Below are 13,516 nucleotides of genomic sequence, written 5' to 3'. Positions count from 1 at the left end.
GAACATGCTACTTCTTGTGGCCCGCCGGGCGTAGTTCCCACCGCAGGGTTTCGATGGGCGCGGCGCGTAAGGCTGCAGCCAGCTCCGCATCGTCCTGAAACTGGAGCTGCGTGAGCACACTGGCTTCAACGCTCACGGTCACTTCTCTTACGCGGAAAGGCCAGGGGCTGATGACGACTGGCCCATCGGCCTCGGGTTGAGCTAAAGTGTGCATGGTGCCGTCGGGGCCGTGGTAGATTTCCACGGCCCGGCCCATTTCCGGAATCTCGTGCCGGCAGAGAATCAGCGAAAGGCGGTCGCACCAGTGCAGCAGGTCGTAGGCTTGCTGGGCTTCCTTTTGGTGAGGTGCAGGCCCCGCCGCCATTGCTCCTGGCCCGCACGCAGGTCGTCGAGAAAGGCGTCGATTTTCTTGTTTTGGCCGCGCAGGCCTTCGTAGAGCAAGCTCAGGTGCAGGCTGGTGAGCAGGCTGCGCCAGCGGCCTTGGTAGCGGGCGGCGGCTAGCACGCCGGTGGCCTGCTCCATCGAAAACTCCTTTTGGGTGAAGTTGGCTGGGGCACCGGCGGGCGTGAGGCCGTAGTGGCCGCCGCGGCCCGCCCAGGGCGCCTGCTCGTCGTCGTGCTGCGCGATGGCGGCCAGCAGGCCCACCCAACGGTCGGGCGCTAGCGTGTGGGGCCAGAACCAGGCCAGCTGCATGGCCAGCAGCGCATGCGCCTGCTGGTAAATAATCTGCCAGCCGACGGGCGTGGAGTTAACAATCATGAGGCGAAAGACCGGGCGTGGCACCTTTCAACTGGAAAGGCGCACCCGGGGTTGCGGCAACCCGGTTGAGCTGCCACTTGCGCCCTGCCGCAGCCCAACCCACCGCCAAGCCGCCCACTGCGGGCAAGCCAACCCACCAACCTGGCGCCGAGCCCGCCGTACGTTGCCCATGCCCAACCCTATGGGAGGCGCCCTGGCCCTCGACCTGTTTACGCCCCTCACCGTGCGCCTGCCCGATGGCCGCACGCTGGGCCTCACGCGCTACGGCAACCCCGCCCACCAAGCGGTGGTGTTTCACCACGGCTTTGGCTCCTCCAGCCTCGAGCCTGCCGCCCGCTGTGGCCCTGCTCGACCGGCTGCATCTGCAGCTGCTGGCCCCCGACCGCCCCGGCGTGGGCGCCAGCAGTGTGTACCGCCCGCTCACGTTCCCCTCGTTCGCTCACGACGTAGCGGCGGCCCTCGAGGCCCTGGGCATTGCCGGGCCGGTGGGCGTGATGGGCTGGTCGGTGGGGGCGTGCACGCGCTGGCCCAGGCGGCCTGCTACCCAGCCCAGGTGGCGGCCGTGCAGCTGCTCAGCACCTGCCTACCGCTGGGCGAGCCGGCCTCGTATCGGCAGCTCTCGCCCATGTGGAAGGCCTTGCACTGGGGCCAGATAGCGTTTCCCTGGCTCAACCGTACCACGTTTTTGTGGCTAAGCCGGCAGTGGGCGCGCCGCCCCGACCGCACCATCGACTGGTTTATCCGGCTCATGCGCCAAGCCGAGCAGGACGTAACGGGCCAGCCCGGATTCCGGGAGCTGCTGCGCGATGCGGCGGTGCAGGGCTTCGCGCACCACGGCCGCGGCGTGTTCGACGATGCCCAGGCGTGGTGCCGCCCGCCCGGCTTTGCCATCGAGGACGTGCAGGCGCCCACCACGCTCTGGCACGGCACCGCCGATGGCGTGTGGGCGCCGGGCAACATCCCCTACCTGGCCGGCCGCATTGCCGGCGCGCAAGTGAAGCTGCTGCCCAACCAGGGCCACATGCTGTACCTGGAGAACTGGGAGGCAATTCTGACGGAGATGCGCGGCTTACTCGACCAAGCAGAAAGGCATCACTTGAACCGCACCCGCATGGCATGGCGGCCGGGTGCTTCGTAGTGGTAGCTCAACAGGAAACCATACGTTTCGCAAATCTGGCGGGCAATGGCCAGCCCCAGCCCTACGCTGCCGGGCGGCCGCTCGGGTCCGGGCCGGAAGCGCACAAACAGCTGGTCGGCGGGCAGGGCGCAGGCGTGCCCGGTGTTTTCGACGGTGAGCATCTGCTCGGTGAGCGTGACGCGCACTTCGCCGCCGGGCACGTTGTGGCGGATGGCATTGCTGAGCAGGTTGCTCACCAAAATTTCCAGTAGCGCGCGGTTGGCGGCCAGGGGCACGGTGGGTGCCAGGTCGGCCTTCAAAGTCAGGTCGGCGGCGGCCGCCTGCTCGTGGAGCTGCCGCAGGTGAGCGCCTACGGTAGCGGCCAGGTCCACAGTTTCGGACGGAAAGAACAGCTGCTGGTCGAGGTGCGCGAGCAGCAGCAGGCTCCGGCTCAGGTGCGTGAGGCGCTGCGTGACGTCGAGCAAGGTTTCGATGTGGCCGGCCTGCTCTTCGGTGAGGCCGGGCGCCTGCACCAGCATGTCGAGCTTGGTGCGTAGAATGGCCAGGGGCGTTTGCAACTCGTGGGCCGCGTTTTCGGTGAATTCCCGCTGGCGCCGATAAATGCGCTGGTTGCGGTTCAGCACCAAACTCAGGGCCGAGTTGAGCTCTTTGAATTCGGGAATGCGCGTGGGGGCCAAGTACACGGGCTGGTGCTGGTCGAGCTTGTACTTCTGCAGCTCGCCCAAGGCGTGGTAGAAGGGCGCCCACAGGCGGCGGGCCAGCACGTGCTGCAGCACCAGCAGCCCCACCAGCAGCACGCTGAAGAGCAAGGCCCCCGCCAGCACAATGCGGGCCAGCAGGCTCCTGGCTGTCGAGCATGGTGGTGCGCAGCTCCAGGCGGTAGGGCCGGCCCTGAAACTGCACCGACGCCGCCAGCTGCCGGTACGGCACCACCTGGTTGGTGAGCTCATTGTACATCATGCGCTGGCTGAATCGCATGGGCGGGCCCGGTGCCTTGAGCGGCACAAACTCCACGTTGTGGTCGAGCCGGTGCCAGAATTCCAGGTCGGCCGGCGTGCGCAGGTGCAGCCTCAGGGCCTTGTCTACGCGCAGCTTGCGCCGGCTCAGCGTGCGGTCGACGTAGGCGTAGTAGATTTTGCGGATGAAGTTGTAGTACACAAACGTACCGGCCGCCGCCACCACGCTGGCATAAATCAGGAAAATGACGGTGGTGCGGGCCAGCAGCCTCATGATTGTGGGTTAAATCAACTCCCCTCCTTTTTTAAGGAGGGGATGTTCGAGCCGCAAGGCTCGGACGGGGTGGTTGCATTCGTTGAACGACACCCGAACGAACTCCACGCGAGTCGTTCAACGATTCAACCACCCCAGCTCAACTTAGCAGTTGAGCGTCCCCTCCTTAGCTACGCTGACCTTCGGTTGGTAAGGAGGGGAGTTTTTCGTTCTGTTCGGCTATGTGGCCGGATTGGGGTCGAAGCGGTAGCCCAACCCGTACACCATTCGAATATAATTGGGCGCGCCTGCGTCAGTGAGCTTGCGCTTGAGGTTTTTGACGTGGGCGTACACGTTTTCGAAGGTATCAAACTGCTCGGCGGCATCGCCGGACAGGTGCTCGGCAATGGCGCCTTTGGTGATGACGCGGCCCTGGTTGGCCAGCAGCATCAGCAGCAAATCGAATTCGGTGCGGGTGAGGGTGAGGGCTTGCCGGCCACGGCGGCGCGGCGGGCGGGCACGTCCACGCTCAGCTCGCCCACCTGCAGCAGGTTGGTGCCCTGGTAGTGGCGGCGGCGCACCAGGGCGGCAATGCGAGCACTGAGCTCGGGCAAGTAAAACGGCTTGGGCAGGTAGTCGTCGGCGCCGAGCCTCGAGGCCGGTAATGCGGTCGTCGACGGCGGCGCGGGCGCTGGTGATGATGACCCCGGCCGCTTTCTGGTGGCGCTGCAGCTCGCGCAGCAGGTCGAGGCCGTCGCCGCCGGGCAGGGTCAGGTCCAGCACGATGCACTCGTAGTCATGGAGCAGCATTTTCTCCTGGGCCTGGTCGTAGGTGGTGGCCACTTCGCACACGTAGTGCTGCGCCTGCAGGTAGCTCACCAGGCTGGCGAGCAGGTCCGGTTCGTCTTCGACGAGAAGCAGTTTCATGCGGATGCAGGCAATGGAGACGGGATAAATCGGGCCGGCAAGGTAGCAGCATTGCGCGGCTTCGACCGTGAGCCGGGACAGGCCCGGGTTTCCACAAACGATTTTTTTCGCAATGGAGCCGGTTTCTTCTAAATGTCTTCTAAATCGACATCCACCTTCGCTATCCAATTCACACAATCATTCCCACCTCACCAATAATCACTTCCATGAACGCACGCCTACCTTACCTGAACTGGACCAAAGGCGCCGGGCTGCTGCTGGCCGCGCAACTGGTCGTTGGGCCGGCGCCCGCGGCTACGGCCGCCGCCATCAGCTCCACGGCGCTAGAGCACCCCGCTGCCCGCCGCCCCCTCACCGGCCGCATCATCGACGGCACCGACCAATCGCCGCTGGCCTTCGCCTCGGTGGCCGTGAAAGGCACCAACCGCGGCACCACCACCGATGCCAACGGCTCCTTCACCCTGGAAGTGGAAGACGGCGACGTGCTGGTGGTGTCCTACGTGGGCTACGAGCCTGCGCGAAATAGAAGTGCCCGCCGGCGCCACCACGCTCGACGTGCCCATGAAAACCACCACCCACACCATCGCCGACGTGATAATCGTGGGCAACCGCGCTTCGGAAGCGCGTACCAACGTGGACCTGCCCGTGCCCGTGGACGTGCTCACGGCCAAGGAAATCACCAAAACCGGCCAGACCGAACTCGGCCAGATGATTCACTTCACGGCTCCGTCGTTCAACTCCACCAAGCACGCCATCAGCAACGTGACCAGCTACGTGGACCCCGCCACGCTGCGCGGCCTCGGCCCCGACCAGACGCTGGTGCTCGTGAACGGCAAGCGCCGCCACCAGTCCTCGGCCCTGAACGTGAACAACGTGGTGGGCCGTGGCTCGGTGGGCACCGACCTGAACGCCATTCCCACGGCCGCCATCGAGCGGGTGGAGATTTTGCGCGACGGCGCGGCCGCCCAGTACGGCTCCGACGCCATTGCCGGCATCGTGAATATTGTGCTCAAGAAGAACCCGCGTGGCGGCGTGCTCACCGGCAACTACGGCATCACGGCCAAGGGCGACGGCGCTACTTATGACACGGGCATCAACTTCGGCCTGCCCGTGGGCAAGCGCGACGGCTTCCTGAACCTCACGGCCCAGGGCCACCACAACGACCCCACCGACCGCTCGGGCGACTATACCGGCCGCGTGTACGACTCCAACAAGGATAAGGACGACGCGCTGGTGGCCCAGAAGGGCTTCAACCGCGACGTGACGAAGTACGGCACGGCCAAAAACACCATGGGCCAGTTTTTCTACAACGGCGAGGTGGCGCTGGGCGATAAGTGGCGCCTGTACTCGTTCGGCGGGTATTCCTACAAGGACATGACGGCTTACGGCTTCTTCCGCAACCCCAGCAACAAGTCGCGGGCGGTGCTCTCGCTGTTCCCCAATGGCTACAACCCCGTTTTCCCGGCCACGGTGCAGGACGTGGCCTCCACGGTGGGCGTGCGCAGCAAAACGGCCGGCGGCTGGAACGTGGACCTGAGCGCCGGCTTTGGCCAGAACGTTATCAAGACCTACGCCAACCACACGGTAAACCCCTCGTACGGAAGCAATTCGCCCACCAATTTCTACACCGGCACCAACAAGTTCGGCCAGGCCCTGGCCAACGTGAACGTGTCGAAATCTTTGAAGTAAGCGGCCTGAAATCGTTGAGCCTGGCCTACGGCAGCGAGTTCCGGGTGGAGCAGTACCAGGCTGCTGGCCGGCGACGAAGCCTCCTGGAAAAAGGCCCCGTGAACCCCGGCGTGGCCGACGTGGGCAGCAGCGGCCGCGAAGGCATAGGCGCGGCCAACGCCGTAAAGCGCACCCGCAACAACGTGGGCGTGTACGTGGACGTGCTCAGCGACATCAGCGACAAATTCCTGGTGGGCGTGGCCGGCCGATTCGAGAACTACTCCGACTTCGGGGCCAACGTGAGCGGCAAGGTCTCGACCCGCTACAAGTTCACGGACCTGTTTTCGGTGCGCGGCTCCATCAACCGCGGCTTCCGGGCCCCGTCAATGCACCAGCTCTACTACTCCAACTACGCCGACGCCCAGTGGCTGACTCTCAACGGCGTGTTTGACTCCTACCCCATTGCCCACCTGCGCAACGACAACCCCTACGTGCAGCAGCTGGGCGTGGGCAAGCTCAAGGCCGAAACCACGCTCGACTACAACCTCGGCCTCACTGCCCAGGTCACGCCCGACCTCGTGTTCACGGCCGACGCGTACCAGATTGACATCACCGACCGGGTGGTGATTTCGGGGCAGGCTCGACGCCACCAAGCCGGCCCTGGCGCCCACGTTTGCCGGCTCGGGCTTTGCCCAGGTGCAGTTCTTCTCCAACGCCCTCGACACCCGCACCCGCGGCCTCGACGTGGTGGCCAGCTACCGCAAGCGCATGGACCGCGACCAGGAAGTAGGCCTGAACCTGGCCATGGCCCTGAACGAAACCAAGGTACAGGGCGAAGTACGCAGCCCCGCCAAGCTCTCCAGCCTCGGCACTCCACTCGTTGACCGCGTGATGATTGGGCTGATTGAAAAGGCCCAGCCCCGCTCCAAGTTCATTGGCTCGGCTAACTACCGCTACAAGAAAATCGAAGGGCTGCTGCGCGCCACCCGCTTCGGCGAAGTAACGGCCATCCAGACCACGGCCGAGCTGGACCAGACCTTCCGCGCCAAAATCATCACCGACGCTTCGCTGACCTACGGCTTCACGCCCCGCATCGGCCTCACGGTGGGCGCCAACAACCTGTTCAACGTGTACCCCGACCAGATTGCCTTCCCCTCGCTCACGGCCTCGGGCCAGACGCCCTACACGCGCTTCACCTCGCAGTTTGGCTTCATGGGGGCGTACTACTTCACGTCGCTGCGCTTCAGCTTCTAGGCATAAACGCGCTTTGGTTGCCTGATAACCAGAACGTCATGCTCATCTGGCGTCCACTTGTCGAAGCATCTCGCCCGCAGCAGTAAATCATTCGCTGCAACGGATGAGGTGGGACGAATTCGTTGCCCCGGTTGGTGAGCCGCACAACGAAACGGGCGAGATGCTTCGACAAGCGGACGCCAGATGAGCATGACGTTCTGGTTATTCTATTTCTCATCCCACCCCAAATCCCACCCACGTCATGCTCGCACTTGCTGGCTTTGCCATGATTCTCACCTTCATGGTGCTGATTATGACGAACCGTCTTTCGGCCATCACGGCGCTGCTCTTGGTGCCGGTGGCGTTTGCGGTGCTCATGGGCTTCGGTCCCGCTTTGGGTCCGATGATGCTGGACGGCATCAAGAACATTGCTCCCACTGGCATCATGCTGGTGTTTGCCATCCTGTATTTTGGATTGATGACCGACGCCGGACTGTTCGACCCGGTTATCAACCGCATTCAGCGCGTGGCCCACGGCGACCCGCTCAAAATCATTGTGGGCACGGCTCTGCTGGCCCTGCTCGTTTCGCTGGACGGCGACGGCGCCACCACCTACATCATCGTGGTCACGGCCATGCTGCCGCTGTACCAGCGCCTGGGCATCAACCCGCTCATTCTGACCTGCATGAACATGCTGGTAGGCGGCGTGATGAACATCCTGCCCTGGGGCGGCCCCACGGCCCGCGCCATGAGCGTGCTGCACCTCGACAGCAGCCAGCTCTTCAACCCCTGATTCCGGCCATGGGCGCGGGCCTGGTGTGGGTGTTTTACGTGGCCTTGCGCTTTGGCCAGCGCGAACGCAAACGCCTGGGCCTGCATCAAACACCCGCGACCGACGCCAAAAACAAAGCCGCCGTTTTAGGCCTTGCGGCGGGGCTGCCCACCCCGGTGGGCGAACCTGACGAAGCCCTGGACCTGACGCTTTCGCCCGAAGACAAGGCCTTGCGACGGCCGCGGCTGCTGTGGCTCAATGCCCTGCTCACCATTGGGCTGATGGTGGCGCTGGTGCGTGAGCTGCTGCCGCTGCCGGTGCTGTTTATGGTGGCGTTTGCGCTGGCTGCTGTGCTCAACTACCCCAACTTGAGCCAACAGCGGCAGCGGTTTGCGGCGCATGCCAGCAACGCGCTGTCGGTGGCAGCCATGGTGTTTGCGGCGGGCATTTTCACGGGCATCCTCAGCGGCACGCACATGGTCGATGCCATGGCCCAGACGTTTGTGCAGTTGGTACCGGTGTCGCTCGGCCCCCACTTTCCGGTCATGACCGGCCTGGTGAGTGCGCCGCTCACCTTCTTCATGTCCAACGACGCGTTTTACTTCGGCATCCTGCCGTTTTTTACCAAGGCCGCGGCGGCGTTTGGCGTGCCGGCCGCTACCATGGGCAAGGCTTCGCTGCTGGGCCAGCCCGTGCACCTGCTCAGCCCGTTGGTGCCGAGTACCTACCTGCTGGTGGGGCTGGCCGGGGTCGATTTTGCCGCCCACCAGCGCTTCACCCTGAAATGGGCCTGCGGTACGGTGCTGGTTATGCTGATAACTTCGCTGCTGCTGGGCATTATCTCGTGGTAGCGGCGCCGGCCGCCACCGCTGCTGAACAATTGTTGCCCCCGCCTTTTTAGGCAACCGGGCCCGGCCCGATTTTCTACCCGTTGCGCATGAACCATTACATCCAGCAAATCCTCGACAACCCCGCCGCCTCGCTGGCCATCCTGGGCAACCTCGTTATCATCGAAAGCCTGCTGTCGGTAGACAATGCGGCCGTGCTGGCTACGATGGTGGGCGACCTGCCCAAAGAGCAGCGCCACAAGGCTTTGCGCTACGGCATCATCGGGGCCTACGTGTTTCGGGGGTGTGCCTGGTGTTTGCCTCCTTCCTCATCAAGTTCTGGTTTCTGAAACCGCTCGGCGGCCTGTACCTGCTGTACCTGGTGTACGACCATTTCAAGGCCCGCCCCTCGCAAGATGAGGAAACCGTGGACAAGGACAAAAGCTGGATTTACAAGCGCACGCTGGGCTTGTTCGGCAAGTTCTGGGCTACTGTGGCGCTTATTGAGCTGATGGATTTGGCCTTTTCCATCGACAACGTGTTTGCCGTGGTGGCCTTCACTGACAACCTGATTCTGGTAGTGGTGGGCGTGTTCATCGGCATCCTGGCCATGCGGCTGGTGGCCCAGGCCTTCGTGCTGCTCATGGGCCGGTTCCCGTTTCTGGAAACAGCCGCCTTCTCAGTTATCGGCATTCTGGGGCTGAAGCTGGTGCTCTCGCTGGTAGCCCACTTCCTGCCAGGCCACCCACTGAGCGAGGCGCTGGAAAGCGAAACCGCCGATGTGGCCCTCACCGTGCTCACGGTGGCCGTATTTCTGGTGCCCTGGGCTACGTCCATGCTGTTCAACGTGCCCCAGCGGCCCGGCGGCAACCGGATTGCGGAAGCCAGAGAAGCCGAAAAAGCCAAAGCTGCTTAACGCGCAGTAATTGCTGATAAAAGAACGGTCCTGCTGAGCGCAGCCGAAGCATCTCTACCGCGAGAGTAATTAGATTACTTCCCCAGTAGAGATGCTTCGGCTGCGCTCAGCAGGACCGTTCTTCTTATTGTTCGGCTATCTTATCGTTCGGCTACTTCTGCTTTCGGACTTCTGCTTTCGGACTTTTGCCGACTGCTTACGCCGGCTGCAGCTCGCGCAGGTGCACCAGCATGTCCTGGGTCATCTTGTCGAGGTCGAACTCCGGCTCCCAGCCCCAATCCTGGCGGGCCTTCGAGTCGTCGATGCTGGCGGGCCAGGAGTTGGCGATTTGCTGGCGGCCGTCGGGCTTGTAGGTCACCTGGAAGTCGGGCACGTGCTTCTGGATGCTGGCCGTGATTTCGGCCGGCGAGAAGCTCATGGCGCCCAGGTTGTAGCTGGTGCGCACCTTGATTTGGTCGGCCGGGGCGTGCATCAAATCCAGCGTGGCTTTCAGCGCGTCGGGCATGTACATCATCGGCAGGTAGGTGTCTTCTTCGAGGAAGCACTCGTAGCTCTCGCCGGCAATGGCTTTATGGTAAATGTCCACGGCGTAGTCGGTGGTGCCGCCGCCGGGCAGGCTCTTGTAGCCGATGAGGCCGGGGTAGCGCAGGCTGCGCACGTCCAGCCCGTGCTTGCGGTGGTACCACTCGCACCACTGCTCGCCGGCCAGCTTGCTGATGCCGTACACCGTGTTGGGGTTCATGATGGTGACCTGCGGCGTGTTTTCGCGGGGCGTGTCGGGGCCGAACACGGCAATGGAGCTGGGCCAGTACACTTGGGCCACGCCGTGGGCCACGGCGGCTTCGAGCACGATGAGCAGGCCGTCCATATTGAGCTGCCAGCCGAAAAGCGGGTTCTTTTCTGCCGTGGCGGAAAGCAGCGCCGCGAGGTGATAAATCTGCTTGGGCCGGTACTGGCGAATGAGCTTGTCGAGACGGGTGCGGTCGAGCACATCGAGCAGTTCGAAGGGGCCGCCGGCCAGCATGTCGGGGTTTTTCGGGGGCGCACGTCGGCCGCTACCACGAGGTTGGGCGCGTAGCGCTGGCGCAGGGCGGCTACCAGTTCCAGCCCAAGCTGGCCACAGGCGCCAATAACCAGCACGGAGCCGGGTAAAACAGTGGTTTCGGTATCGCCGGGAGTGGTTGACATGCGCGAAATCGGGGGTTGGGTGGGACGGTGATGGGAGGTAAAGCTGGGTGCAAAGATACCGGGACGAAAGCCGTCTAAGCGCCACCTTCGCCGCACGGCATTACGGTATCTTTGGCCGCATGTTTATACGGAATGTATTGCTAGGCGTGGGCTTCGGCGCGCTGCTGTTCGGTGGAGCCGCCCCTGCTGCGGCTCAAGTCACTGCCTCGACCGTCCCGCCCCGCTACCGCAACCTCGTGATGGAAGGCGGCGGCATCCGCGGCATTGCCTACGGCGGCGCGCTGCAGGAGCTGGAGCAGCAAGGCCTGCTGCAAGGAATTGAGCGGGTCGGCGGCACTTCGGCCGGGGCCATTCAGGCGGCGCTGCTGGCGGTGGGCTACTCGGCCAGCGAGATTATGGCAGTGGTGAACGCCACGCCCGTGCAGCGGCTCAACGACGGCCGCTTCATCTTCTTCGGGGGCAGCCACCGGCTGGTGAAGCAGTACGGCTGGTACCGCGGCGACCAGTTTGCCACCTACATGAGCGAGCCTGGTGGCCCGCAAAACCCAACAGCCCAACCTCACCCTGGCCGAACTGCACACCCTGGCCCAGCAGCAGCCCCGCCGCTTCCGCGACCTCTACACCACCGGCACCAACCTCACCACCCAGCGCGTGCAGGTGTTCAGCTACGAAACCACGCCCACCATGCGCGTGGCCGATGCCGTGCGCATCAGCATGAGTATTCCGCTGTATTTCCGGGCCGTGCTGCTCGATGCCCAGAACCAGATTATTACCGGCACGCCGGCCCCCGGCCAGCCCGTGCAGGTGCTGGTAGATGGCGGCCTGCTGGCCAATTACCCCGTCGATTTGTTTGACAAGCCGCGCTACCTGCCGGCCGGCACCGCGGGCACGCCGGATGCCCACGGCAACGTGTACAACCCCGAAACGCTGGGCCTGCGCCTCGACCGCGCCGAACAGATTCCGATCGATACCGCTGCTACCGGCCGTGGCCGGCGCCAGCTTGCGCCCTACGACATTCAGGATTTCAATACCTACATGGGGGCGCTTTACACCGTGGCCCTCGAAAACCTCAACCCCGTGGAGCCCCAGGATTGGAAGCGCACGGTGAGCATCAATTTCCTGGGTTTCAGCCCCAAAATCCGGCGCGTAACCGATGCTGATAAAAAGCTGTTGATGGACAGCGGGCGGAAAGGCGTGCAGACTTTTCTGGCCCGGCAGCCCAAGTAGTATAAAAGACCGTCATGCCGAGCGCAGCGAAGCATCTCGCTCGCGTGGAACCTCACCCCTGACCCCCTCTCCAAAAGAGAGGGGACACCGGTTATGCTGGGGCGTCCGGCTCCCCTCTCTTTTGGAGAGGGGCCAGGGGTGAGGTTCCCGCTGCGGCTCAACGAAGCGGTCGAGATGCTTCGACAAGCTCAGCATGACAGATGTACGGGACCGCTACAAAACGTTTAGCTACGCCGACCTGCGTAATTTCGCCTCACTACTTCCCAGTCCCACCTTACCCACCAACCCATGTACGCCACCCTCCAGCCCGACCTCGAGCAGCAGCTTCAGGAAATCAAGGATGCCGGCCTTTTCAAGAAGGAACGCATCATTACCTCGCCCCAGGGCGCCGAAATTGAAACCGACGAAGCCGGCGAGGTGCTGAACTTCTGCGCCAACAACTACTTGGGCTTGTCGTCGCACCCCGAGGTAATCAAAGCCGCCAAAGAAGCCATCGATACGCACGGCTACGGCATGTCGTCGGTGCGCTTTATCTGCGGCACGCAGGACATTCACAAGCAGCTGGAAAAGAAGCTGGCCGAGTTTCTGGGTACCGAAGACACCATTCTCTACGCCGCGGCTTTCGACGCCAACGGCGGCGTGTTTGAGCCGCTGTTCAACGAGCAGGACGCCATTATTTCCGATGCCCTGAACCACGCCAGCATCATCGACGGCGTGCGCCTGTGCAAGGCCCAGCGCTACCGCTACCAGCACAACGACATGGCCGACCTGGAAAAACAACTCCAGGACGCCCAAGCCAAAGGCACGCGCCACCGCATCATCGTAACCGACGGCTCGTTCTCCATGGATGGCACCATCGCGCAGGCTCGATAAAATCTGCGACCTCGCCGACAAATACCAGGCCCTGGTGATGGTGGACGAATGCCACTCCTCGGGATTCCTGGGCAAAACCGGCCGCGGCACCCACGAACTGCGCAACGTGATGGGCCGCATCGACATCATCACCGGCACGCTGGGTAAGGCGCTGGGCGGCGCCATGGGCGGCTTCACCTCGGGCCGCAAGGAAATCATCGACATGCTGCGCCAGCGCAGCCGGCCGTACCTGTTCTCCAACACCCTGGCCCCCGCCATCGTGGGCGCTTCGCTGCGCGTGCTGGAGCTGCTGACGGAAAGCACCCAGCTGCGCGACCAGCTCGAAGAAAACACCAAGTACTTCCGCGAGAAGATGACCGAGGCCGGTTTCGACATCCGCCCCGGCCAGCACCCCATCGTGCCCGTCATGCTTTACGATGCCAAGCTAGCCCAGGAATTTGCCGCCCGAATGCTCGACAAGGGCATTTACGTGGTGGGCTTCTACTACCCCGTGGTGCCGCAGGGCCAGGCCCGCATCCGGGTGCAGCTCAGCGCCGGCCACACCCGCGCGCACCTGGACAAAGCCATTGCCGCCTTCATTGCCGTGGGCAAGGAATTGGGCACGCTCAAGGAGCCGGGTGCCGCGCAGTCGGCCATGGGCCAGGTAGTAACGAACACGCCCTGAGGTGATGTAACGCGGACTCTGTAGTCCGCGTCCCCGACGGAAACCCGAACCACAACAAACGGCGCGGGGACGCGGACTGCACAGTCCGCGTTACATCAAAAAGCCGCTGCTCATG

Annotated in this window: 10 protein-coding genes and 6 pseudogenes; 12 read left to right on the top strand and 4 right to left on the bottom strand. The window is 63.6% G+C overall.

Features of this window, described 5'->3' with window-relative positions:
• Positions 1 to 7: 7 nt before the first annotated feature.
• Positions 8 to 759 (bottom strand): annotated as a pseudogene (locus ACFQT0_RS06140) (DUF3891 family protein).
• Between the two features lie 236 nt (positions 760 to 995).
• Here ACFQT0_RS06140 and ACFQT0_RS06135 point away from each other — a divergent pair.
• Entirely contained in the window at positions 996 to 1,415 is a 420-nt protein-coding gene (locus ACFQT0_RS06135; protein WP_380201255.1) for an alpha/beta fold hydrolase, read from the top strand.
• Positions 1,385 to 1,897 carry an alpha/beta fold hydrolase gene (locus ACFQT0_RS06130; protein ID WP_380201253.1) on the top strand — a complete coding sequence of 171 codons (513 nt, stop codon included), beginning with the start codon at positions 1,385 to 1,387 and terminating at the stop codon, positions 1,895 to 1,897. Before ACFQT0_RS06135 ends, ACFQT0_RS06130 begins: the two co-directional genes overlap by 31 nt.
• Here the strand turns inward: ACFQT0_RS06130 and ACFQT0_RS06125 are convergent.
• Both ACFQT0_RS06125 and ACFQT0_RS06120 read right to left on the bottom strand, forming a co-directional pair.
• The gene (locus tag ACFQT0_RS06125; protein ID WP_380201251.1) at positions 1,852 to 2,721 is read right to left on the bottom strand and encodes a sensor histidine kinase; all 870 of its coding nucleotides are present in this window, start codon (positions 2,719 to 2,721) and stop codon (positions 1,852 to 1,854) included. The genes ACFQT0_RS06130 and ACFQT0_RS06125 overlap by 46 nt on opposite strands.
• A gap of 625 nt (positions 2,722 to 3,346) precedes the next feature.
• Positions 3,347 to 4,033, bottom strand: a complete 687-nt coding sequence (locus ACFQT0_RS06120; RefSeq protein WP_380201249.1) for a response regulator transcription factor — start codon at positions 4,031 to 4,033, stop codon at positions 3,347 to 3,349.
• 206 nt (positions 4,034 to 4,239) lie between these two features.
• On the opposite strand from ACFQT0_RS06120, the pseudogene ACFQT0_RS06115 reads away from it, so the two are divergent.
• The 7 genes and pseudogenes from ACFQT0_RS06115 to ACFQT0_RS06085 all read left to right on the top strand — a co-directional run.
• Positions 4,240 to 4,500, top strand: a pseudogene (locus tag ACFQT0_RS06115) (carboxypeptidase-like regulatory domain-containing protein); the annotation flags it as partial.
• Entirely contained in the window at positions 4,475 to 5,722 is a 1,248-nt protein-coding gene (locus tag ACFQT0_RS06110; protein ID WP_380201247.1) for a TonB-dependent receptor plug domain-containing protein, read from the top strand. The pseudogene ACFQT0_RS06115 and the gene ACFQT0_RS06110, both read left to right, overlap by 26 nt.
• 14 nt (positions 5,723 to 5,736) lie before the next feature.
• Positions 5,737 to 6,585 carry a TonB-dependent receptor plug domain-containing protein gene (locus ACFQT0_RS06105; RefSeq protein WP_380201245.1) on the top strand — a complete coding sequence of 283 codons (849 nt, stop codon included), beginning with the start codon at positions 5,737 to 5,739 and terminating at the stop codon, positions 6,583 to 6,585.
• Positions 6,470 to 6,955 carry a hypothetical protein gene (locus ACFQT0_RS06100; protein WP_380201243.1) on the top strand — a complete coding sequence of 162 codons (486 nt, stop codon included), beginning with the start codon at positions 6,470 to 6,472 and terminating at the stop codon, positions 6,953 to 6,955. Before ACFQT0_RS06105 ends, ACFQT0_RS06100 begins: the two co-directional genes overlap by 116 nt.
• A 241-nt stretch (positions 6,956 to 7,196) precedes the next feature.
• A complete protein-coding gene (locus tag ACFQT0_RS06095) occupies positions 7,197 to 7,727 on the top strand; it encodes an SLC13 family permease (RefSeq protein WP_380201241.1) in 531 nt (176 codons plus the stop codon).
• Between the two features lie 8 nt (positions 7,728 to 7,735).
• Positions 7,736 to 8,557, top strand: coding sequence for a citrate:proton symporter (locus ACFQT0_RS06090; RefSeq protein ID WP_380201239.1), 822 nt, complete (start codon positions 7,736 to 7,738; stop codon positions 8,555 to 8,557).
• Positions 8,558 to 8,643: 86 nt separating this feature from the next.
• A pseudogene (locus tag ACFQT0_RS06085) lies at positions 8,644 to 9,449 on the top strand (TerC family protein).
• 196 nt (positions 9,450 to 9,645) lie between these two features.
• Here the strand turns inward: ACFQT0_RS06085 and ACFQT0_RS06080 are convergent.
• Positions 9,646 to 10,637 (bottom strand): annotated as a pseudogene (locus ACFQT0_RS06080) (NAD-dependent epimerase/dehydratase family protein).
• Between the two features lie 119 nt (positions 10,638 to 10,756).
• Here ACFQT0_RS06080 and ACFQT0_RS06075 point away from each other — a divergent pair.
• The 3 genes and pseudogenes from ACFQT0_RS06075 to kbl all read left to right on the top strand — a co-directional run.
• Positions 10,757 to 10,993: pseudogene (locus ACFQT0_RS06075) on the top strand (patatin-like phospholipase family protein); the annotation flags it as partial.
• A 175-nt stretch (positions 10,994 to 11,168) separates the two neighbouring features.
• Entirely contained in the window at positions 11,169 to 11,864 is a 696-nt protein-coding gene (locus tag ACFQT0_RS06070) for a patatin-like phospholipase family protein (protein WP_380201237.1), read from the top strand.
• A 288-nt stretch (positions 11,865 to 12,152) separates the two neighbouring features.
• A pseudogene (kbl, locus tag ACFQT0_RS06065) lies at positions 12,153 to 13,401 on the top strand (glycine C-acetyltransferase).
• The last annotated feature ends 115 nt before the right edge of the window (positions 13,402 to 13,516 follow it).

This window comes from Hymenobacter humi, from assembly GCF_042665855.1.
In the GTDB taxonomy this organism is placed as follows: domain Bacteria; phylum Bacteroidota; class Bacteroidia; order Cytophagales; family Hymenobacteraceae; genus Hymenobacter; species Hymenobacter humi.
The sequence above is the reverse complement of the archived record's forward strand: the minus strand, read 5'-3'. Positions and strand labels throughout refer to the sequence as shown.

Bases quoted from the DNA above. Each gene is read 5' to 3' on its own strand.
- ACFQT0_RS06095 (WP_380201241.1), top strand. From the start codon at position 7,197: ATGCTCGCACTTGCTGGCTTTGCCATGATTCTCACCTTCATGGTGCTG.
- ACFQT0_RS06090 (WP_380201239.1), top strand. From the start codon at position 7,736: ATGGGCGCGGGCCTGGTGTGGGTGTTTTACGTGGCCTTGCGCTTTGGC.
- ACFQT0_RS06130 (WP_380201253.1), top strand. From the start codon at position 1,385: ATGTGGAAGGCCTTGCACTGGGGCCAGATAGCGTTTCCCTGGCTCAAC.
- ACFQT0_RS06120 (WP_380201249.1), bottom strand. From the start codon at position 4,033: ATGAAACTGCTTCTCGTCGAAGACGAACCGGACCTGCTCGCCAGCCTG.
- ACFQT0_RS06110 (WP_380201247.1), top strand. From the start codon at position 4,475: ATGCCAACGGCTCCTTCACCCTGGAAGTGGAAGACGGCGACGTGCTGG.
- ACFQT0_RS06100 (WP_380201243.1), top strand. From the start codon at position 6,470: ATGGACCGCGACCAGGAAGTAGGCCTGAACCTGGCCATGGCCCTGAAC.
- ACFQT0_RS06135 (WP_380201255.1), top strand. From the start codon at position 996: ATGGCCGCACGCTGGGCCTCACGCGCTACGGCAACCCCGCCCACCAAG.